We start from the raw sequence: 22,523 nt of genomic DNA, 5'->3' as shown, positions 1-22,523 counted from the left end.
AAACAAAACCCCCAACAGGGGGTTTTACATTTTAAGCCAGTTTCTATAGTATAATTTTCTAATATGACTTTTTCGGGTAAAAAAGAAGCGTTTTTTCTGTTTTTTGGGGACTTACTAGTCTTTTTGGCTTCTCTTTGGCTAACTTTGTTTTTTAGATATCAGGAAATTCCCGGAAAGGAAGAATTTGTTAACCACCTAAAACCATTTTCGATACTTTTTGCGGTTTGGTTTTTAGTGTTTTTTATCGCCGGACTTTATGAAAAACACACACTGATTTTTCAAAGTAAGCTACCAAACACCCTTCTGCATACTCAACTGGCAAATATTGTTATCGCTATCACTTTCTTTTATTTCATTCCCTTTTTTGGCATAACCCCAAAGACTAATCTCTTCATCTATCTCGCTATTTCTTTCATCCTGATTTTGTTTTGGAGAGTCAAAGGTCAAAAATTTTTCTATACCTCCAAGAGGCAAAATGCCATGCTAGTTGGCCACGGTGAAGAGATGAAAGAGTTGAAAGAAGAGGTTAATAATAACGAACGTTACGGAATAAAATTTATTTCCTCTGTTGATTTAGAAGAAATCGATGGCTTGGATTTTAAAGAAGAAGTGCTCAAGACTGTCTATTCCGAAGAAGTATCAGTTATCGCTATAGATTTGAGAAGTGAAAAGGTCGAGTCAGTTTTGTCTAATTTTTACAACCTCATATTTTCCAAGGTTAAATTTGTTGATATGCACAAAGTTTACGAAGATATTTTTGACCGAGTTCCGATGTCGGTTTTGAAATACAACTGGTTTTTGGAAAATATCTCTACTGTCCACAATCCGACCTTTGATTTTGTAAAAAGAGTCACTGACATATTTGCCGCTTTGGTTTTAGGATTAGTTTCTTTTGTCTTTTACCCAATTGTCTTTTTAGCTGTAAAACTTGATGATGGTGGGCCGGTGTTTTTTGCCCAAAATAGAGTTGGTCAGAACAATAAGATTTTTAAAATTTTAAAATTTCGGTCCATGACTGTTGATGAGCCGAAAAAAATAACCAAAGTTGGTAGTTTTTTGCGCCGGACCAGAATAGACGAATTGCCCCAGCTCTGGAGTGTATTGAAAGGGGATTTGTCCCTAATTGGACCTCGACCGGAGATTCCTGAAATCGCTGAACTTTATGAGAAAAAAGTGCCCTATTATAATGTTCGCCATCTTATAAAACCCGGACTTTCCGGTTGGGCGCAACTTTACCATCAAAATCCGCCGAAATTTAATGCTGATTTTGATGAAACTAAGACCAAGCTTTCTTATGATTTGTATTACATTAAAAATCGGTCTTTGATGCTTGATTTAAAAATTGCTTTAAAAACTCTGAAGGCGCTTTTTATGACAAGTGGAATTTAATTTTTTGAAAATAGAAAATGGAAATAAACAAAAAAGTGGTAGTAACCGGAGGCGCGGGATTTATTGGAACTAATCTGGTTAAAAGACTCTTGTCCTCTGGTTTTAAAGTTGTAGTTTTAGACAACTACGCCGGCGGTAAAAAAAAAGAACGTTTTCAGTCAGGCGCAGAATATGTTGAGGGTGATATTCGTGATGAAAAAATTTTATCTGAGGTTTTTAAAGGTGCCAATGGAGTTTTTCATCTCGCGGCTTTGCCAAGGGTCGCTGATTCTGTAGAAAAACCGAAAGAAACTCACGATGTCAATGTGAATGGAACTCTTGCGGTTTTATTGTCAGCTAAAAAAGCCGGAATTAAAAGGGTTGTTTTTGCTTCTTCCAGTGCCACTTATGGTCAGCTATCAGAAGATAAATATCCGGTCAAAGAAGACAATATAGTAAAATCCCCGATTTCTCCTTATGGGTTGCATAAATTGGTAGGTGAACATTATTGTAAAATTTTTTCTAGGGAATTTGGTTTAGAAACAGTTTCCCTGATCTATTTTAATGTTTATGGTGAATATGCTGATCCGGATGGGGCTTACGCTTTGGTTATCGGACGTTTTTTAAAACAAAAGCAAGAAGGCAAGCCAATGACAATTTGTGGCGATGGCGAGTATTATCGAGATTATGTTCATGTTGAGGATGTTGCTAAAGCTAATATTTTGGCGATGGAAAGTAAAATGGTTGGAGGTGGAGAGACTATAAACATTGGTAGCGGTCAGGTTTTTTCCGTAAAACAAATTGCTAAAATAATTGGCGGAGACTGCGTTTACGTTCCTCCAAGACCGGGAGATGTGCTTTACACTTGCGCTGATATTTCAAAAGCCAAAAGTGTTCTAAAATGGGAGCCGAAAATTATGCTTGCGGATGGAATAGAAAGTCTTAAAAAAACATATTTGTAAGACCGTATTTTTTAATGTATAATCGCCGAACAAGTTTTTATTTTTTTGTTTTTTTCAAAAATGTTTTCAAGCAATAAATATATTATTTTTTCTGTTTTACTGCTTTTTTTGTCAACTGGACTAGCGTTTTTTATTGTTCGTACAGAAGGTGAAAACTCTAGATTCGCTTTTCGTTTCGGGCTTGATTTGAAAGGTGGCAGTCATCTGGTTTATGACGCTGATGTTTCTGGTCTGGGAGACGGAAGGAGTGTGGATGATGCCATGTCGTCTTTGAGAGAAGTGATTGAAAGGCGAGTAAATATTTTTGGAGTTTCAGAGCCAATCGTTCAGATTGAGAGGGGCGGTTTAGCAGGAGAAGAAAATCGACTTATTGTTGAATTACCTGGGATAACTGATCTCAAAGAAGCCGTTCAACTTATCGGAAAGACTCCGCTTCTGGAGTTCAAATTGATGTCGGATGAATCTTCCGTCGAGCCAGATTCCGAAGGAGAAATTTTAATGAACCTCGAAGAAATTTTTGTTGATACTGGCTTGACCGGCAGAATGCTTGATAGGGCACGATTGGAATTTGACCAAACAACCAGAGAACCAATAGTATTAATCTCTTTTAATTCCGAGGGGCGGGCTTTATTTGCTGAAATTACAAGAAACAACATTGGCAAACCACTTGCTATTTTTCTAGATGGCGCACCGATATCCATACCTATTGTCAGGGAAGAAATAAGAGACGGGAACGCCCAGATTTCCGGCAATTTTAGTCCGCAAGAGGGTAGAGACTTAGTGCGTGATTTGAATTTCGGCGCATTACCCGTGCCGATTGAATTAATTTCAACCCAAAGCATCGGTGCTTCTTTGGGTGAGAAAATATTGGATGAAGGAGTTAGAGCGGGGGTCTTTGGTTTTGCTTTAGTTGTTTTATTTATGATTGCCTGGTACCGATTGCCCGGATTTTTGGCCTCACTTTCTCTTGTGGCCTACGTCATTTTAATGCTGGCTTTATTTAAACTTATTCCGGTAACCTTAACCGCTGCTGGAATTGCCGGATTTATTTTATCAATCGGAATGGCGATAGACGCAAATGTTCTTATTTTTGAGAGAATGAAAGAGGAATTAAGGTCAGGTAAAAAAAGAGAGCAGGCAATCAAGGACGGTTTCTCCAGGGCATGGCTTTCGATAAGGGACAGCAACGTCTCCAGCTTAATTACTGCTGTTATTCTTTTCTTTATTGCCACCTCGCTCGTCAAGGGCTTTGCTCTGATTTTTGGTCTCGGTGTTTTGGTTAGTATGCTTTCGGCGATTTCCATTACTAGAACTTTTCTTCTGGCAGTAGCGACTGAAAATCCTAGAACTGATTTTTTATTCGGTAGCGGAACAAAAAAATCTAAATAATTATGATTGTCATCAAATACAAAAAAATATTTTTGGCGGTTTCCGGTCTTTTAGTCGTTCTGTCTTTGTTTTTGGTTTTGTTTGTTGGTTTAAATATTGGTATTGATTTTCGTGGCGGGTCAATTTTGGAAGTCCGGTATCAAGATGATTCACCCTCTCTTGAAGAATTGAGGGTGGCTGTTGCCTCTGCTGAAAGCATAGAGAGTTTTAGTTTGCGAGATTCGGATGAAGGAAGGTTTATCCTAAGGACAGATTTTATTTCCGATGACCAGAAAAAGGAAATACTTTCAGCAATGACTTTTGGTGACAATTTTGAGCCGTTGGAAGAACGATTTAGCGCTGTCGGTCCGCTTATTGGTGACGAATTAAAACAGAAGGCCTGGGTCGCTATCGCTGTTGCCATTGTGGCTATTATTCTTTTTATCGCTTTTGCATTCAGGAAAGTTTCTGTCGGCCTACCTATTCAAGGCGGGGTGTCTTCTTGGAAATACGGCTTTGCGGCTACCATTGCCTTGGCTCATGACATTATAATTCCACTTGGGATTTTTTCTCTTCTCGGTCTCTTTATGGGGGCGGAGGTTGATGTGCTTTTTGTGATGGCGCTTCTCGCTATTCTCGGTTTTTCAGTTAACGATACCATTGTGGTCTTTGATAGGATTCGCGAAAATTTGCGACTTAATCAAGAAAACAATCTTAAGGAAGATTTTTCTTTGACCGCCGGTAAGAGTTTGAACCAAACTTATGTTCGGTCTATCAACACCTCCCTAACTACTTTATTGGTGCTTTTAGCCTTGTTCTTTTTAGGCGGGGAAGTAACCAAAAATTTCACTTTAGTTCTGATTGCCGGCGTTATTGTCGGAACTTACTCCTCTATCTTTCTGGCCTCCCCGCTTCTAATTCTGATGGGGAATTTGAAGAAGGGAGGTTAACTTCTAACCTACGCCAACCCTGCCTTGGCATTATATTTCGTTATTAATCTTGCTAGTTTTTTTGTCTTGACACCAATTTTCTATCGTCTATACTACTACCACCTCTTAAAGTAGAGGTGTGTTCTTTGAAATGTCAAAATAGAATGTATTCAAAAAATAAGTGCAAGTTAAATAAAATTCCAAAAAATTAGCTAGGAAATCAAATTAGAATTATAGATTAGAGATTATAAATTCCGCGCCAAGCGCGGTGGTATTATCTTTTGTTTTGTTCCGTTCTAAAAGATTTGTTAAACAAATCTTAATTAAGAGTTTGATCCTAGCTCAGGATGAACGCTGGCGGCGTGGATAAGGCATGCAAGTCGAGTGGGTTTAGACCCACGGCAGACGAGGTAGTAACACGTAGGTACGTACCCCAGAGTCGGGCATAATTCGCCGAAAGGTGAGCTAATTCCCGATGGCGTGGAAACACTAAAAGAGCAATCTGCTCTGGGAACGGCCTGCGGGCTATCAGCTAGTTGGTAGGGTAATGGCCTACCAAGGCTTTGACGGCTAGGGGAGCTGAGAGGCTGACCCCCACCGATGGTACTGAGACACGGACCATACTCCTACGGGAGGCCGCAGTCGAGAATCTTCCGCAATGGGCGAAAGCCTGACGGAGCGACGCCGCGTGGTTGATGAAGTCCCTTTGGGACGTAAAAACCTTTTATCGGGGAGAAAGTTTATTGATAGTACCCGAAGAATAAGGGGCCTCTAAACTCGTGCCAGCAGAGGCGGTAATACGAGTGCCCCAAGCGTTATCCGGAATTACTGGGCGTAAAGGGTGTGTAGGCGGTTCTATTAGTCCCCTGTTAAATTCCTCGGCTTAACCGAGGGCCCGCGGGGGAAACGGTAGAACTGGAGGATGTGAGAGGTCTATGGAACTCATGGTGTAGGGGTGAAATCCGTTGATATCATGGGGAACACCAAAAGCGAAGGCAATAGACTGGCGCATTCCTGACGCTGAGACACGAAAGCGTGGGTAGCGAACGGGATTAGATACCCCGGTAGTCCACGCCCTAAACGATCTTGACTAGCTTTTCGGAGTATCGACCCTCTGAGAGGCGAAGCTAACGCGTTAAGTCAAGCGCCTGGGTAGTACGAGCGCAAGCTTAAAACTCAAAGGAATAGACGGGGACTTGCACAAGCAGTGGATTATGTGGTTTAATTCGATGGTAAACGAAGAACCTTACCCAGGTTTGAAACCCTAATGAATCCAGTTGGAAACAGCTGGAGTCCGCAAGGACATTAGGGCAGGTGCTGCATGGCCGTCGTCAGTTCGTGGTTTGAGCTGTTCCCTTAAGTGGGGTAACGAACGCAACCCTCGTCGTCTGTTACAAGTGTCAGACGAGACCGCCCACCACTAAGCTCGGAGAGCTAAGTGGAAATTCAAAGTATCAAAATCTAAACTCTAAACAATCTCAAAATCCTAATTTTAAAATTTAAAACGGATTTCGTTTAAGATTTATAAATTTGGTTATTGGAATTTATTTAGAATTTAGGATTTAGAAATTAGAATTTCCAAACTAACTCTGTTAGTTTGGTGGTGGGAGGAAGGCGAGGATGACGCCAGGTCAGCATGGTCCTTTGACGCCTGGGGCTACACACATAATACAATGGCGGCTACAGAAGGTCGCGACGGAGTAATCCTGAGCCAACCCTTTAAAAGCCGCCCCAGTTCGGATTGGGGGCTGCAACTCGACCCCATGAAGTTGGAATTGCTAGTAATCGCGGGTCAGCTATACCGCGGTGAATACGTTCTCAAGTCTTGTACTCGGGTCGCCATGCGATTGAGTACGCTAGTTGGTGCCCCGTCCTTCGTTTAAACTACGGAGGGCGTGGAAATCCAACCAAAGCAATTTATAGTGCTTTGAAGCGAAATACTAGTTCTTACTCTGTGAAGAGTTTGAGTGAAGGAGTAAAGTAGCAGTTTATAGCTTGAATGTCAGTTATGGCATAAAACGAAGGTCATCCTGCGAGTACATGGAGAAACCTTCTATAAAAAATCGTTTTATGTATCGTGGCATCGAGATGTAAACAAAATGTGTATTCGGTTACCGTGGGAGATCTTGCATTTTCCTCGTTGTGTTATACACACCGAGAAGTTGTACTAGTAATGGTACAATGATGATATGCAAGAAGTCAGCAGAGTTCGTAGTACCACTCGGAAAGATGCTCGGTTTAACCCCAAGCTAGAACTTCCGATTGGGAAGGAACAAATTCAAAGGAAAAAGTTAGATCCTCAATATGTCGCAGGATTTATTGATGGAGAAGGATCTTTTTCGATTAGTATCGGTAAGCACAAGACACTGCGCCGAGGTTTTGAGATCAGACCGGAATTTGAAATAGAATTGCGGAAAGATGATCAAGAAATCCTGGAACGCATACTTGTGACTATCGGAATCGGGAGAATTTATGATTGCTCTTATGAGCGATATGGATGGTATCCGCATGCCAAGTATAAAATTACCAGCATCTGGGACCTGAAAGAGTATTTATTCCCGTTTCTTGATAAGTATCCATTACAGGCGAAAAAGAAAAAATCCTATCTTATTTTTAGAAAAATAGTTCTTATGGTTTGCGCCAAAGAACATTTATCTGATGATGGATTTAACAAAATTGTTTCCCTACGCAATGATTTGCGCTCATTAGGGAAGAAAGCTAAAACTTATCATGGCAAGGTAAGTGAATTCGATAAAAAAATCGGATAAGCAACCTTTGGAAAACGCGAGGGTGCGGGAAAACCGCTTGCCCCGTGTTGAAGAGAATTATAATGGTGACATTATAACACATCAAATACCGCCCGTCAACTCAAGGGAGTTGGGAATACCCGAAGCGTCACTTTTGTGGCATCACGGTAAGCTCAATAACAGGGAGTAAGTCGTAACAAGGCACGGGTAGCGGAAGCTGCTCGTGGAATATTTCAAATTGAACAACCCTCACTTCGGTGGGGGCTACAGTCGATATTGTACATCTCGATCGAGTGTACAATGGTTTTCAAAACCTAAATTGGATGACAGGTGTAGAAAGATACACAACAAAGACCCTAAATTATTTTACTTTGTAAAATGATCGGGCTAGAACGGAACAAAACAAAGGATAATAAACAAAAAGCAGTCCAGACTTGGATTGCTTTTTGTTTTTAAATGTGTTAGTATGAAAAAGGATTAGCGCTTGTTGTAAGTGCTATGTGTGAAAGGACTCTTCGCAACAAAGAAGGAGGTCATGATGGCCACAATCAGGTGGGATAAGGTGAGAGAAATGAGGAATCTCATCAAGACCGAAGCTGGTCAGGTGGCTTTGACTGAAAGTCACCTCGGTGGTGTTGATGTGGAAAGCGAGGAAAAGGAGGAGTGGCCCCACCTCGCCCTCTACTGTTCGACCCACAAAACGCTTCTCCAGGTGGATCCTTACACCGGAGAACAGGTCTGCACAGAGTGCAGCCCTCGGTACTGGGCTTGACCTGTTGTGTCTCGCTCACGCCTCCGTCTAGACGGGGGCGTTTTCATTTGACTTATTTTGTTAATTGTTGTATCCTATTAGAAGATTCCCAGCCAATGACGGCAGGAATAAAGAAGAAAGGAGCTCTTCGTGGGAAAAATCAAGCGTCTAATTCGAAACGTTCTTCTTCTCACTGTCTTCTATATTTTCTTCGGGGCTTTGACTGTGGTGATCATCGTTGATGACGCCCGAAAGCCCGTCGTCTATGTTTCCGTCCCCACCGGCAAGATCGTGCAGGTGGAGATCAACGGCAAGAAAGTGCCGTTGGAGGCAATTGAGGGAAGGCGTCGGTACCATCGGGTCTGGGTTGGACCTGAATGGGGGAAGTGAATTCATATATGAGCCCCGCGCGCTTGCGCGCGGGGCTCTCTTGTTTTTGAGAGTTTTTTTTGTTAATTTTTATGGGTATTTTGGGTTTAGGTTTGTCTCGCGTGGTAGAAATCTTGAAAAGCAAATATTGCGCGCGTGTAGCTGTCTTGGTAGGCCCAGAGATTAAACGTACGCAGGGTGTTAGAATCTTGAAAAGCAAATATTGCGCGCGTGTAGCTCAGGCTTGCCCGCCTATCAATTTTGACATCAATAAATATATTTTTAATTTCTAGAGTGCGCGTGTAGCTCAGTTGGTAGAGCATTCGACTGATACTCGAAAGGTCCCAGGTTCGATCCCTGGCACGCGCACTTTGGACGGTAAATAAAGTATTTAAAAATTGATGGGCGGGTGAAGGTAGAGCATTCGACTGATACTCGAAAGGTCCCAGGTTCGATCCCTGGCACGCGCATTGGTTTTGATTGGGCATGTTCCACATCAGCTTTACCAGTCTTTTTCGTTGCAAAAAATTCTTTAATGGCAAAGTAAGTGTGTGGGCAAGTGGCGGAATTGGCAGACGCGCACGGTTCAGGGCCGTGTTGGAGCAATCCAGTGGGGGTTCAACTCCCCCCTTGCCCATTCGGTAAAAAAGTAAGTTTTTATTTAGTTCGGGCTGTAGGATAGTGGTAGTCCACACGCTTCGGGTGCGTGAAGTCCGGGTTCGATTCTCGGCAGCCCGACTTTTTCGAAAATTTAATAAACATCGGACATCAGACGTCCGAAAATTAGACCTTTCTCTAAATATAAATATAAGGACATCGCAAGTCCTTAATATTATTAATTATGGTATAATAGGTAAATTGTGAATTGAGCAATAGAATATGGAGTTTTACCACGTACTAAATAGAGGGGTAGACAAGAGAAATATTTTTCTTGATAACAAGGATTATCTCCGTTTTATTCACGATTTATTTGAGTTTAACGATCAGAATTGGGTTAACAACTCTCTTTATCGTTTCTCCAAAATTAAGGACATCGCAAGTCCTTATATTGAAAAAACTCGGCAGAAGCGAAAACTGTTGGTAAATCTTAACGCTTTCTGTTTGATGCCCAACCATTATCATTTATTGATTTCATCCAAAATAGATTACGGTATTTCCAAATTTATGAAGAAAGTAAATATGGGATATGCTAAATATTTCAATGAAAAATATGAGAGAAAGGGGGCTTTATTTGAATCAAGATATAAAAGAGTTTTAGTAGAAAACGACGCGCATTTCATTCACTTACCTTATTACATTCATTTAAACCCTCTTGATTTAACCGCGCCGGAGTGGAGAGAGGGGAAGTTGAAAGATTATAGGCAGGCAATAAATTTTCTAGGTTCTTATCGTTGGTCGAGTCATTTAGACTATCTTGGAGAGAAAAATTTTCCATCTGTTACCCAACGTGATTTCATGTTAGATTTTTTCGGCGGAACTGATGGCTATAGAAAAGGTATACGAAACTGGCTTAAAGATATAAGTGTGGAAAATTTTCAAGAGGTTGCTTTAGATTTAGAATAATAAGGACTTGCGATGTCCTTATATTAGTTAGATGATGAATTATAAAGAATATTTTAAAGGTAAAAAAATTACGGTGATTGGACTGGGGATTCTTGGCAGAGGAGTCGGTGATATTAAATTTTTGGCTGAACATGGAGCGGTTTTAACCGTTACCGATTTGAAAACCAAAGAAGATCTTGTTTCTTCTTTGGAACAACTTAAAGAATATGACATAACGTATTCTTTGGGCGGTCATAAACTTGATGACTTCAGAAGTAGAGATTTGATTATAAAGGCGGCCGGAGTGCCATTTGACTCGCCTTTTATTGCAGAAGCTGAAAAAAACAACATTCCGGTGAAGATGAGCACCTCGCTTTTTGCCAAATTTTTTCCGGGCACAATTATCGGCGTAACCGGTACAAGAGGAAAGTCGACCGTAACCGCCATGATTTATGAAATATTAAAAGCCGCTGGTAAAAAAGTTTTTTTGGGAGGCAATGTCAAAGGTGTTTCAACTTTAGCACATCTACCCAAGAGTACTCCGGACGAAATTGCGGTTTTAGAATTAGATTCTTGGCAACTCCAAGGGTTTGGTGAAGAAAAAATCTCTCCGCACATCGCGGTTTTTATAACATTTTTTCCGGACCACCTAAATTATTACAAAGGTGACCTAAACGCTTATTTGAAAGATAAGTCGTATATTTTTTCTAACCAAAAAGAAAATGATTTTTTAATTCTTGGTAGTCAATGCGCCGGTCTAATAAAAGACAATTATGAATCAAAAGCTCGGGTTTTAATAGGAGATAGCAAGGATTTGCCGTCAGACTGGAATTTAAAAATTCTAGGTGAGCACAACAGATATAATGCTACTCTGGCCATGTTGACCGTGGAGTCTCTAAATATTGACCGAGCGATTGTAAAATCGGCTTTGGAGTCTTTTTCAGGCGTTCCGGGGCGGTTAGAGTTTATGAAAGAAATTAACGGAATAAAGATATATAATGACACCACATCTACTACTCCAGAAGCTACGATTGCCGCTCTTGAAGCCCTCGGAAATGAAGAGAAAAAAAATATTGTTTTGATCTTCGGGGGCAATGATAAAGGACTAAACCTTACAGGGCTTTTGGATGATTTACCAAGGTTTTGTAAGAAAGTATTTGTTGTCCCGGGTAGTGGCAGTGATCGTTTGCCGACAGAAATTGACGGGCTGGGTTTAGAAAGGGTTAGGGAACTTAAGGAATCTCTAGAAAGGTCTTTTAAGGTTGCTAATTCGGGAGACATCATTCTTTTTAGCCCGGCGTTTACATCATTTGGTCAATTCAAAAATGAGTTTGACCGAGGAGAGAAATTTGTGGATCTGGTTAACCAGCTTTAAGAAGAATTTTCTCAAGTTTTGTTTTCAAGTATACTTTGATTATGAAAATCCATTTCATAGGTATAGGCGGGATTGGTATGTCGGCAATTGCTCAATTTTTTCTATCCGAGGGGCATGAAATTTCTGGTTCTGATTTGGCGCCGTCAAAAGTAACAGACCTCTTAACATCAAAAGGTATAAAAATATTTTTTGGTCACAGCACTGAAAATCTACCAGATGATGCAAAGCTTGCTATCTACACCACGGCAATTGACTCAAAAAATCCAGAGCTTGAAAAAGCAAGACAATTAAATATTAAAACAGTTTCTTATGCCGAAGCTCTGGGAATGATTTCAAGTGGCAAATTTACAATCGCGGTCGCCGGCACTCACGGCAAAACGACAACGACTGCGATGATCGCAAAAGTTATGGTGGACGCTGGTTTGTCGCCGACCGTGATTGCCGGCTCGATCTTGTCGGATTTTGGAAGTAATTTTTTTCTTGGCGCCAGCCAAAATTTTTTAGTTGAGGCCTGCGAATATCGCCGAACCTTTCTTCATTTGAATCCGAATATTTTGGTTATTACAAACATTGAAGCTGATCATCTTGATTACTATACAGATTTGTCAGATATTCAAAACGCCTTTTTGGAACTGGCAAAAAAACTTGCTAAAGACGATTTTTTAATTTGCAACATAAACGACCCGAATTTAGAGCTAATAATAGACAATCCGGAAATTGAATGTAACATCGTTGATTACCATTCACTCAAGGCCGAAATGCCGAGTCTGAAAGTGCCAGGACGGCACAATGAAGAAAATGCCAAAGCGGCTTTGGCGGTCGCGGCGGTTTTTGAGATTTCTGGAGAAGAAGCCAAGAAGTCTCTTGAAAATTTTCAGGGGACTTGGCGGCGTTTAGAGCGGAGGGGCGAAACTGACAAAGGAGCGATTGTTTATGACGATTACGCTCATCATCCAACTGAAATAAGAGCATCGGTGTTGTCGCTTAGAGAGACTTTTCCGGACAAAAAAATCATCGTTGCTTTTCAGCCGCATCTTTACAGTCGGACAAAATTTTTTCTCGAAGAATTTGGAAAAAGTTTCGCTGATGTTGAGGAGGTTATTGTTGCTCCGATTTACGGGGCAAGAGAAGAAATAGACCCTAGCGTTAGTAATGAAAAATTGGCGTTTGAAATCAGAAAACGGGGACAAAAATCTACGGCAATTAACGATTTTGGAGAAATCGCGCAGTATCTGCTGGAAAATTTTGATAATCAATACGTTATTGTTACAATGGGTGCTGGAGATATCTATAAAGTTACTGAAAAAATATCAGCTAAATAAATTTCAAATGAGAACCAAAATAAACTTAATTATCGTTGCCGGTCTTTTGACAGCCATCCTTCCTTTTCTGGGTTTCCCTCAAAAATTCAAAAATCTGCTTTTCCTTTTGTTTGGAGTTCTTGTTTTTATTTCGGCCTATTTAATTGCTAGAAAAAACGCTTTGACCGGCCGGGCTAGCAGAATAGAATTTGAAACACGCGCCCTTGATAATTCGGAAGAGAACATTCAGAATCCTGATCAGGATGAAAATTTTTCAGTTTTGGAAAATGAAAAAAAACAAGAACAGACAACAAATTTTTAAAACAAAATTTTTTTTGGGTTTTGTTCTGCTTGCTTTCGGGCTGGCTTTTTATCTTTTGGCGCCAAAATTGTTTTCAGTCAGTTATCAAAGGGGAGATCTAAATAATTTTATTGAAGAGGCAAAGGTGGGGAAGGCCCTGCTCTTGGCTTCCGAGGATGAAGTTTATCTAAAGACTCCTGTCCCGCTAAAATCTATATATATGACAAGCTGTGTAGCTTCGACACCCTCCTTTAGAAATAATCTTTTGGATTTTTTGGAAACCACCGAGCTTAATTCGGTTATCATAGACATAAAAGATTTTTCTGGAACTCTTTCATTTAAACCCGAAGATCAAAAACTTTTGCATGCTTGGGAAGCGGCTCGTTGCGGGACCTTGGAAATGAAAGATTTTATAAAAGAGCTTCACTCTAAAAATATTTACACCATCGGGCGGATTACGGTTTTCCAAGACCCACACATGGCTAATTTGAGACCGGATTTGGCAGTTCAAAAAAGAAGCGACGGGTCAATCTGGAAAGATTTCAAAGGTTTGTCTTTTACTGATCCCGGGTCTAAAGAAATTTGGGATTATCACATCGATATTTCAAAAGAGGCGAGAAAAATAGGATTTGACGAGCTGAATTTTGATTACATAAGATTTCCTTCAGATGGACCGATGAAAGATATAAAGTTTCCGATAAGTAGCGAGAGGCCGAAGCCGGAAGTCTTGGAAGATTTTTTTGAATATTTGGACGGCGCTTTAAAAGACACCGGAGTTATTTTATCCGCTGATTTATTCGGTATGACGACGACTAACACCGATGACTTAAACATTGGTCAGGTTTTGGAAAGAGCCATGCCTTATTTTGACTACATTGCCCCGATGGTTTACCCGTCCCATTATCCACCCAATTGGAATAATTTTGCCAATCCGAATCACTATCCTTATGAGGTTATAAATATTTCGATGAAAGAAGCTGTTCGGCGTGCCACCTCTGCCACGACTCCGGTAAAGACTAAATACAACAAACCGATAATGAACAAAGTGGCTGAATTTGATTCGGAAAGACAAGCTACAACCACAAGAGAGGTCTTTAGCGGGTTGTATGACAAACCGGTTTATGACGCCAACATTATGCGCCCATGGCTCCAAGATTTTCGTTATGGAGGAGAGTACGGTCCGGATGCAATAAAAGCGCAAATTCAAGCGACTTATGATGCTGGACTCCATTCTTGGATGTTTTGGGACCCGGCTAATCGCTACGAAAGTTTAAGAGAGGTTTTGAAACAGGGACTGCCATAATCCAGACACTACCTTTTTTAACTGCTATAATAATTAGCAGGTTTATGAGTAATCAAGACAACAAAGTAACTTATTTTGCCGAAACTGATGCGCGAGGCAGAAGAGTGCCGTTTGGTATTAAAGCTAAAGATAGAGCTCGGCATATTTATATTATCGGTAAGACCGGAATGGGAAAGTCCACACTTCTTGAGAATTTGGCTATCCAAGATATAAAGAACGGCGAGGGCTTGGCTTTTATTGACCCGCACGGCAAGACCGCCGAGCTGCTCTTGGAATATGTGCCGAAAGAGAGAATTGAGGATGTCGTATATTTCGCGCCTTTTGATATGGACTACCCAATTTCTTTCAATATTATGGAAGATGTTGGGTATGACAAACGACATCTAGTTGTTTCTGGATTGATGTCGGCCTTCAAAAAGATCTGGGTTGACGCTTGGTCCGGCCGTATGGAGTATATCCTTTCAAACACACTTTTTGCTCTTTTGGAATATCCAGGAGCCACACTGCTTGGGGTCAACAGGATGTATGCCGATAAGGAATACAGAAAGAAAGTGGTTGCCAACATCACTGACCCGATTGTCAAATCTTTTTGGGAAGATGAATATGCCAAATACACCGATCGCTACACCCAAGAGGCCACACCGGCTATCCAAAACAAAATTGGCCAATTTACTTCAAACCCTCTCATAAGAAACATCATCGGCCAGCCAAAATCTTCATTTAATCTGCGCGAGATAATGGACCAAAAGAAGATTTTGATTATCAATTTGTCAAAGGGCCGGATGGGGGAGGTAAATGCCCAACTTCTCGGCTCAATGATTGTTACAAAGATATATCTTTCGGCCATGTCTAGAGCTGATGTTCATGAAAGTGTTTTGGAGAGTTTGCCGCAATTTTATCTGTTTGTTGACGAATTCCAGTCTTTTGCTAATGAATCTTTCGCTGATATTTTGTCTGAAGCTAGAAAATATAAATTATCTTTGACCATTGCCCACCAATACATAGAGCAGATGCCAGAAGAGGTGCGGGCGGCTGTTTTTGGCAACGTCGGTACGATGATTGTCTTTCGGATTGGCGCTTTTGATGCGGAGATTTTGGAGAAAGAATTTGCTCCAACTTTCACTATTGAAGATTTGGTCAATTTGGGGTTTGTTCAAATTTATTTAAAGTTGATGATAGATAGTATTACTTCTCAACCATTCTCTGCTACGACTCTTCCACCAATTAAGAAACCACCAGTTTCCAACAAAGATCAAATAATTGAGTTTTCCAGAAAAACATTTGCTGAACCTAGAATAAGTGTTGAGCAGAAAATAGCAGATTGGCACACCCCGTCTACTCCAGAAGAAAATTTAGACAAATCAGTAAGAAGACGAGATGACAACTCTTTTCGGCAAAAACCTGCAAGTTTTAATATGGAAGAAAAAAGGGTGGATAAGATTCCCGATAGCCGACCACCAAAGAGCGTTCCTGATCGCAGAGATTTTAAGGTTTCTTTGAAAAAAATCGCTGACTCAAGTAAGAGAAAAGATAAAGAGTCTGGGCCATCTATGAGCTCAAGAAACGAGCTGAAAGCCGCTTTGGCCGGAATTTTGGCGGAGGAAAAAAAACCAACAATGTCAGAGGGGTTAAATGAAAAAGGCGCGGTCGGTTTTGAACAAGAAAAAAAAGACAGCCAGCATAAAATTAAAATTCCCCAGACTGACAGAGTCGAACACAAACAAAGAAACAGCGCGAAAGAGATTCCGAGGGAAGAGTTGGAAAAAATTTTAGATATTGGACAATAATTTTTATGTTTAAGTGGATATTAATTCTTGCTATTTTTCTGTTGACTGTGTCGGTTTTGGTATATTTCTTACCAAGAGAACGAGACGATGCTCGGGGCGTTAAGATTGTAGAGATTGACGAGTAATACCGATAAATTTTTTAACAGAATGAAAAACAAGATTTTAATTTTTTCCATCGCTTACCACCCGTTTATTGGTGGCGCTGAAGTAGCTGTTCAAGAAATTTGCAAGCGTCTTTCTGGGTTTGATTTCAATATTATTACCTTGAGAATGGACAGGGCTTTGCCGAAGATTGAAAAGATTGAAAACATAACAATTCACCGAATCGGCTTTGCCGCCAAAAAAGAAGGGATTTTTATCAGGTCCTCGGTAAACTGGCCTCTAACAGTGAGCAAATATCTTTTCCCTTTTCTAGCTTTTCTGAAAGCTCGTTCCTTAAATCGCAAGGAAAGATTTGATTTAACTTGGTCAATTATGGCGAACTATGCTGGTTTTGCCGCTCTGTTTTTTAAATGGTTTTATCCGAAAATCCCGTTTCTTCTGACTCTTCAGGAGGGGGATGATTTGGAGTACATAAAAAAAAGGGTTGGGATTTTTATGCCTCTTTTCCGACAGATTTTTCATAAGGCCGACAAAATTCAGGCAATCTCCAACTTCTTGGCAGAGTTTGGAAAATCTATGGGGCACAAAGGTCAGCCGATTGTTATTCCCAACGGTGTCGATATCTCAAATTTTGGCCGTGTAATTTCGGAAGAAGAACTCAAAGAAGCTAGAGAAATTTTAGGTAAACAACCGGGCGATTTTTTTATCATTACTTCTTCACGGTTGGTTAAGAAAAATGCTGTCGATATCGTGATAAAATCTCTAACTTTTTTGCCGAAGAACTACAAGTTTTTCGTTGCCGGCACAGGGCAGGAAAGTGATGAATTAGAGAGGCTTGTTGGAAGTTTGGGTTTGGCACAAAGAGTCAAATTTGGAGGTTTTATTGAGCATAAAAAATTACCCACCTTGCTTAAGACAAGCGATTGTTTTGTGCGACCGTCTCGTTCGGAAGGTATGGGTAATTCTTTTATTGAAGCCATGGCCGCTGGATTGCCGGTAGTCGCTACACCGGTTGGCGGGATTGTGGATTTTTTGGAGGATGGAATAACCGGCCTTTTTTGCAAAGTCGATGATCCTGATGACATTGCAAAACAGGTAAAAAGGTTAATAGAGGATGATAAACTTAGGGAAAATATTGTAAAAAATGCTAGAGAAAATGTCCAAAAAAGCTATGATTGGGACAATATCAGCCAAAGAATGAAGAAAGAGGTATTTAATGATATTCAAGCTTAGAAAATGAAGATTCTTATAACTACAGGAATTTACCCTCCCGAAATAGGTGGCCCGGCAACCTACACTAAGCTCTTGGAGGAAAATTTTAGAAAAATCGGAATTGATGTAGGGGTCCTACCTTTTAGGGTTGTAAGATTTTTACCTAAAGTTATTCGCCACTTTGTCTTTGTTATTCATGTGCTATTAAAATCAGTAAACACAAACATTATTTATGCTCAAGATCCTGTAAGTGTTGGGCTTCCCTCTCTTATCGCTTCAAAGATTATGAGAAAGAAATTTATTATTAGGGTTGCCGGCGATTATGCTTGGGAACAGTCCAGGCAAAGGTATAAAGTGACTGACAGTATTGATAATTTTCAGGACAAAAATTACGGATTTAGAGTTGAATTTATGCGCTCTATCCAAAAATTTGTTGTTAGAAGAGCTGACAAAATAATTACTCCCAGTCTATATTTTTCTAATCTGGTCAGTAAGTGGATGTCAAATAGAAAAATAAAAATAAAAATAGAGACCGTTTACAATGGAATTGATTTTAAAGAACTTCCAAGAGCAGATTCTGGATATCAATATAAACCAAAGACAATAATCTCTGCTGGTAGACTTGTGCCATGGAAAGGTTTTGAAATGTTGATAGGGTCATTAGTGGAACTCCAGGACTGGAAACTTTTTATCGCCGGAGAAGGCCCTGAAGAACTTAATCTTAAAAAAACAGCTGAAAATCTAGAGGTGAAAGACAGGGTTATTTTTTTAGGTAAGCTTGAAAGAGAACACTTGGCTAAATTTATAAAAAATTGTGAAATTTTTGCTTTGAATACTCATTTTGAAAGTTTCTCTTTTCAAGTTGTTGAGTCTATGTATGTTGGGACACCGGTTATCTCCACCTTGACAGGAAGCATCCCTGAAATAATAGAGAGTATGAAGTCTGGGATATTAATAACTCCTGACGACAAACTTGAATTTATTAAATCTGTTGAGAAGCTTTCATCTGATTTTGGATTTAGGGAGAAAATTACCGCTGAAGCTGAAAAAAGGTCTAGAGATTTTTCAATTGAAAATACAGTAGGAAAAACTTTAAATATCATTGAAAATATCTTAGTAAATAAGTGATTTTTTATGGAAATTTTGTCTATCAGTAGAGATAAAAGATTTTTTGAAGACAATAGTGATGTCTTAAAGCGACATATAGGATATGCAAATAATCTTGATAGATTGGATATTATTGTATTTACATTAAAAAATTCAAACTTTCGGGATAAAAAAATATCTTCCAAATTTTGGGTTTATCCCACGAATTCATTTTGTCGCTGGCTTTATCCGATTGATGCTACCAGGATAGGTAGGAGATTGATAAAACCAGACTTGATCACTGCTCAAGATCCGTTCGAGTGTGGTTTAGTTGCTTGGCTGCTCTCAAGATTTTTTGGCTCTGAATTAGAGCTACAAGTTCATACTGACATTGGAAGCCGATATTTCCGAAAAGAATCTTTTATTAATAAATTAAGGTTTTTGATGGCAAAAATTCTTTTACCAAAAGCCAGTAAGATAAGGGTTGTTAACAATAGAATAAAAGATTTTATTAATCTCAAATTTAATATAGAAAACAATAAAATTAACGTTAGACCTATTTTTATTGATACTGAAAATATTCGTAAATCAGAAATTAAAACCGATTTAAGGAAAAAATATCCGCAGTATGAAAAAATTATTTTAATGGCCTCACGTTTATCAAAGGAGAAGAATATTTCTCTGGCAATTTTAGCTTTTAAGGAAGTTATTAAAAATCAGAATAACACAGGTCTTATAATCGTTGGTTCTGGTCCAGAAGAATATAAATTAAAATCTTTTGTCAAAAAATTGAATCTGGAATCTAATATTAAATTTGAACCCTGGACTGATGATCTTGTTTCATACTACAAAACCACTGATTTATTTTTAGTCACTTCTTTTTATGAGGGTTACGGGATGACTATTGCTGAAGCAAAAGCCGCTAATTGCCCGGTAATTTCGAGCGACGTTGGCTCGGCTTGTGATTTGGGAGCTTTTTTATTTTATGATTTCAATCCGAAAATATTATCTGATCTCATATTAGAGAAATTAGGAGGAAAATAATTATATGAAATTGCTGATTATCACACAGAAAGTTGATAGAAACGATTCTATTTTGGGCTTTTTCCATCATTGGCTTGAGGAATTTTCTAAACATTTTGAAAAAATTACAGTCATTTGTCTTTGGAGAGGTGAATATCACTTACCTAATAATGTAAACGTTCTATCTCTTGGTAAAGAAGGCGGAACTTCCAAATTAAAATACTTATACAGATTTTATAAATATATTTGGAATGAAAGGAAAAACTATGATTCTGTTTTTGTCCATATGAACCAAGAGTATATTATTTTGGGAGGTTTATTTTGGAAAATTCTGGGAAAAAAGATTACTATGTGGCGCAACCACTCAAGTGGTAATTTTTTAACTAGATTAGCGATTTATTTTTCTGATAAAGTTTTTTGCACATCTTCCAAATCTTTCACCGCTAAGTTTGATAAAACAGAAATAATGCCCGTTGGTATAGATACAAATTTTTTTAAACCGGATGATTCCATTTCTAGAAAACAAAATACCATTCTTTGTTTAGGTCGGATCGCTCCTATAAAAAAACAGGACTTGTTTATTGAATCACTCGGATTACTTAATCAAAAGGGAGACGAATTTATGGCGTCAATTTACGGCGATCCATTACCAAAAGATGAAAATTACTATTTAAGTTTGAAAAAGAAGGCTCAGGTTTTAGAAATTGAGAATAAAGTTATTTTTTTTCAATCTGTTCCAAACCATACTACGCCAAGTATTTACGCTTCTCATAATATTTTTGTTAATTTGAGTCCAGATGGCTTATATGATAAAACAATGTTTGAAGCAATGTCTGTCGGGACTCTAATCGTTTCTCCGCATTCAAATCTTCGAGGAAAAATTAATCCAGAATTAATTCTTGATAGGGTTGATGCAGAAGATCTTGCAATTACATTGCATAATCTATTACATTTAGATTCTGAGAAAACCAAGCTTATAAGAAATGAACTGCGCGATTATGTTGAGAAAAATCACGACCTAGCTATTCTTGCAAACCGACTAAAAATAGCTATCGGTAATTTATAAATTTATTATATGGCGCTTTTTAATACCAAATCTTTTCTGAGGCAAGAGCAATATCGAGCCATTCAAAACCTGGAAGTTAACGGTGAAATTTTAGATGTCGGAGGTTCTCATACTTCGGGTTATTTAGAGCTAATCAAAGGAAATCATACGGTGGTGGTCGGCAATATTAATGATTCTTATGGAATTGATATTAATTTTGACGCTGAAAAACCCTGGCCTTTTGAGAACGAGCGCTTTGACTGTGTTTTGTTCATTAATCTACTGGAACATTTATTTGAATATAACAACGCTGTTAAGGAATCCTTCAGAGTACTTAAACATAAAGGAAGAGTTGTTGGAGTTGTTCCATTCATGTTTCCAATACACGGTTCTCCAAGCGATCATTTCCGCTTTACCCGCTTTTCTCTTGAACGCATACTAGGAAACGCTGGCTTTCGGGAAATTAAGATAACAGAATTGGGAACCGGCTCTTTTAGTGTCGCTTACCATGTTTTTATTGGTTTTGTCAGATGGAACTGGTTAGCGGGACCACTTATTGCTTTGGCTAGACTTGGCGATAAAATTCTTTCTTTGATAAAAAAAGAAAACAAAATGTCTAAAAAATTTATGACTCTAGGTTATTATTTCGAGGCAGAGAAATGAGCTCTTCAATTAGATTTTCAAACTTCCTAGTCCATTTTCTGTAGCCCATTTTTTCCGTCTCTTGTTCGGTGTGACCTTGTAGTTTTTGATAAAGCTTATCATCATCTAAAAGAGTTTCTATTTTATTCGCCAAATCTTCTGCGTTTCCATTTTTAAATTTAAGACCGGCAAGGCCAGATGCCCAGGCGGAGCCGCTTATTTCAGGTACGATGACCGGAAGTCCCATGGACATTGCTTCAACTATAGTGATTCCTAAGGGCTCTGCCCAGCGGGCCGGATGAACAAATATGTCTGCTTGGCTGTATATCTCTCCAAGCATCTCTCTTTTAATCCAACCGTGAAAATGAATTTGTTCATCCAAACCAGATTTTTCAGCCAATTTTTTTAATTTTTCTAATTCCAATCCATCGCCAACAATATCAAGCTCTATATCTTTTCGGTTTAATCTTTCTAAGGCTTTTATTAACACATCAACCCCTTTGCAAGCTACCAGCCTGCCGACATAAAGTAAGCGCTTTTTTTGATTTTTTTTATCTTTTTGCCCTTTTGTTCTTTTGGTGAATATTCCAGTGTCAATGAATTCTGGAATAACGTGCATGTTTTTCTCACCGAATCCAAAGTCTACACAATGTTCTTTAATTATTGGAGAAGTGCAAGTAAAAGCGTCAATTTTTTTTGCAAAATATCGGTCGATAATTCCACCCATTTTTGTTCTCACTAATGATTTTGTTTTATTTAAAATTCCAGACGCCTTGTCGATTTCAGCGCAGAATTTTGTCCCATGTTCTAAAATTGTATAGGGAAGCACATTCAAATGAATTAAGACTGGTTTTTTATAAAAAAGTTTGTAAAGTCCGGATCCCCAGAGGAATTGTGGTCCGTCTACGTAGAATAGATCTGTTTCTTTATCGTATTTTTTCAAGATTTTAAAGACAAAAAGATTTATAAGAATCCAATGTTTTGGTTTTTTGTTGAAGGGAATAATCTCATACGGATTATAATCTGGTAGTTTATTGTATTTTGAAAAAAGAGTAATGGCTTTTACCCGATGCCCTCTTTCTTGAAGAGTCCGAATACGGAGATCAGTGTTTGAATTGGAGCCACCGCCACTAAGATTAATTTTAGGAGCGATAAAAATGATGTTCATAGAACTTATATAATCTAGAATACATAAAGAAATAGACTTTTACAAACTTATAAAGTGTCTTGTTTCTTTGCAAACATTGATTTATTGTATGTCTTATGCGTTCCGTTATTAGAAGTCACTAAAGTTACGGAAACCAACAGGA

General features: G+C 39.0%; 19 protein-coding genes, 4 tRNA genes and 1 rRNA gene. 23 read left to right on the top strand and 1 reads right to left on the bottom strand.

Features of this window, described 5'->3' with window-relative positions; all coding sequences use genetic code 11:
* The first annotated feature begins 63 nt into the window (after window positions 1-63).
* The 23 genes from QY304_02255 (at window position 64) to QY304_02145 (ending at window position 21,234) form a co-directional block, all read left to right on the top strand.
* On the top strand, window positions 64-1,389 hold the full coding sequence (locus tag QY304_02255) for a sugar transferase (GenBank protein ID WKZ26201.1): 1,326 nt from the start codon (window positions 64-66) through the stop codon (window positions 1,387-1,389).
* Between the two features lie 17 nt (window positions 1,390-1,406).
* Window positions 1,407-2,330: an NAD-dependent epimerase/dehydratase family protein gene (locus QY304_02250; GenBank protein WKZ26200.1), complete on the top strand. Its 924-nt coding sequence runs from the start codon at window positions 1,407-1,409 to the stop codon at window positions 2,328-2,330.
* 60 nt (window positions 2,331-2,390) lie between these two features.
* Window positions 2,391-3,719 carry a protein translocase subunit SecD gene (gene secD / locus QY304_02245; GenBank protein WKZ26199.1) on the top strand — a complete coding sequence of 443 codons (1,329 nt, stop codon included), beginning with the start codon at window positions 2,391-2,393 and terminating at the stop codon, window positions 3,717-3,719.
* A gap of 2 nt (window positions 3,720-3,721) precedes the next feature.
* A complete protein-coding gene (gene secF / locus QY304_02240) occupies window positions 3,722-4,648 on the top strand; it encodes a protein translocase subunit SecF (protein WKZ26198.1) in 927 nt (308 codons plus the stop codon).
* Between the two features lie 298 nt (window positions 4,649-4,946).
* Window positions 4,947-6,489 (top strand): 16S ribosomal RNA (locus QY304_02235).
* A gap of 327 nt (window positions 6,490-6,816) precedes the next feature.
* A complete protein-coding gene (locus tag QY304_02230) occupies window positions 6,817-7,395 on the top strand; it encodes an LAGLIDADG family homing endonuclease (protein WKZ26197.1) in 579 nt (192 codons plus the stop codon).
* A 481-nt stretch (window positions 7,396-7,876) separates the two neighbouring features.
* On the top strand, window positions 7,877-8,146 hold the full coding sequence (locus QY304_02225) for a hypothetical protein (GenBank protein WKZ26196.1): 270 nt from the start codon (window positions 7,877-7,879) through the stop codon (window positions 8,144-8,146).
* Window positions 8,147-8,275: 129 nt separating this feature from the next.
* Window positions 8,276-8,515: a hypothetical protein gene (locus QY304_02220; protein WKZ26195.1), complete on the top strand. Its 240-nt coding sequence runs from the start codon at window positions 8,276-8,278 to the stop codon at window positions 8,513-8,515.
* Window positions 8,516-8,790: 275 nt separating this feature from the next.
* A tRNA-Ile gene (locus QY304_02215) sits at window positions 8,791-8,863 on the top strand.
* Window positions 8,864-8,899: 36 nt separating this feature from the next.
* Window positions 8,900-8,964: transfer RNA gene (locus QY304_02210), tRNA-Ser, on the top strand.
* Between the two features lie 83 nt (window positions 8,965-9,047).
* Window positions 9,048-9,131: transfer RNA gene (locus QY304_02205), tRNA-Leu, on the top strand.
* Window positions 9,132-9,161: 30 nt separating this feature from the next.
* Window positions 9,162-9,232 (top strand) — tRNA-Pro (locus tag QY304_02200).
* Between the two features lie 141 nt (window positions 9,233-9,373).
* Window positions 9,374-10,057, top strand: a complete 684-nt coding sequence (locus QY304_02195) for a transposase (protein ID WKZ26194.1) — start codon at window positions 9,374-9,376, stop codon at window positions 10,055-10,057.
* Between the two features lie 31 nt (window positions 10,058-10,088).
* Window positions 10,089-11,411, top strand: coding sequence for a UDP-N-acetylmuramoyl-L-alanine--D-glutamate ligase (murD, locus tag QY304_02190; protein ID WKZ26193.1), 1,323 nt, complete (start codon window positions 10,089-10,091; stop codon window positions 11,409-11,411).
* 41 nt (window positions 11,412-11,452) lie between these two features.
* Entirely contained in the window at window positions 11,453-12,733 is a 1,281-nt protein-coding gene (gene murC, locus QY304_02185) for a UDP-N-acetylmuramate--L-alanine ligase (protein ID WKZ26192.1), read from the top strand.
* A gap of 7 nt (window positions 12,734-12,740) precedes the next feature.
* Window positions 12,741-13,034 (top strand): hypothetical protein, encoded by a 294-nt coding sequence (locus QY304_02180; protein WKZ26191.1) that lies wholly within the window; start codon window positions 12,741-12,743, stop codon window positions 13,032-13,034.
* Window positions 13,000-14,316 carry a putative glycoside hydrolase gene (locus tag QY304_02175; GenBank protein ID WKZ26190.1) on the top strand — a complete coding sequence of 439 codons (1,317 nt, stop codon included), beginning with the start codon at window positions 13,000-13,002 and terminating at the stop codon, window positions 14,314-14,316. The genes QY304_02180 and QY304_02175 overlap by 35 nt, the downstream gene beginning before the upstream one ends.
* Before the next feature lie 44 nt (window positions 14,317-14,360).
* On the top strand, window positions 14,361-16,103 hold the full coding sequence (locus QY304_02170) for a type IV secretion system DNA-binding domain-containing protein (GenBank protein WKZ26189.1): 1,743 nt from the start codon (window positions 14,361-14,363) through the stop codon (window positions 16,101-16,103).
* 147 nt (window positions 16,104-16,250) lie between these two features.
* A complete protein-coding gene (locus tag QY304_02165; protein ID WKZ26188.1) occupies window positions 16,251-17,438 on the top strand; it encodes a glycosyltransferase family 4 protein in 1,188 nt (395 codons plus the stop codon).
* Window positions 17,439-17,441: 3 nt separating this feature from the next.
* Window positions 17,442-18,545, top strand: a complete 1,104-nt coding sequence (locus QY304_02160; protein WKZ26187.1) for a glycosyltransferase family 4 protein — start codon at window positions 17,442-17,444, stop codon at window positions 18,543-18,545.
* Window positions 18,546-18,551: 6 nt separating this feature from the next.
* Window positions 18,552-19,547, top strand: a complete 996-nt coding sequence (locus QY304_02155; protein ID WKZ26186.1) for a glycosyltransferase — start codon at window positions 18,552-18,554, stop codon at window positions 19,545-19,547.
* A 4-nt stretch (window positions 19,548-19,551) separates the two neighbouring features.
* Window positions 19,552-20,592 (top strand): glycosyltransferase family 4 protein, encoded by a 1,041-nt coding sequence (locus QY304_02150; GenBank protein WKZ26185.1) that lies wholly within the window; start codon window positions 19,552-19,554, stop codon window positions 20,590-20,592.
* A 9-nt stretch (window positions 20,593-20,601) separates the two neighbouring features.
* On the top strand, window positions 20,602-21,234 hold the full coding sequence (locus QY304_02145) for a methyltransferase domain-containing protein (GenBank protein ID WKZ26184.1): 633 nt from the start codon (window positions 20,602-20,604) through the stop codon (window positions 21,232-21,234).
* Here QY304_02145 and QY304_02140 read toward each other — a convergent pair.
* Window positions 21,197-22,381, bottom strand: coding sequence for a glycosyltransferase family 4 protein (locus tag QY304_02140; protein WKZ26183.1), 1,185 nt, complete (start codon window positions 22,379-22,381; stop codon window positions 21,197-21,199). The genes QY304_02145 and QY304_02140 overlap by 38 nt on opposite strands.
* Window positions 22,382-22,523: the final 142 nt, after the last annotated feature.

It is taken from the genome of Candidatus Paceibacterota bacterium, from assembly GCA_030583745.1.
In the GTDB taxonomy this organism is placed as follows: domain Bacteria; phylum Patescibacteriota; class Minisyncoccia; order Phycocordibacterales; family BOKC01; genus BOKC01.
This window is presented reverse-complemented; position numbering and strand designations above follow the sequence as displayed.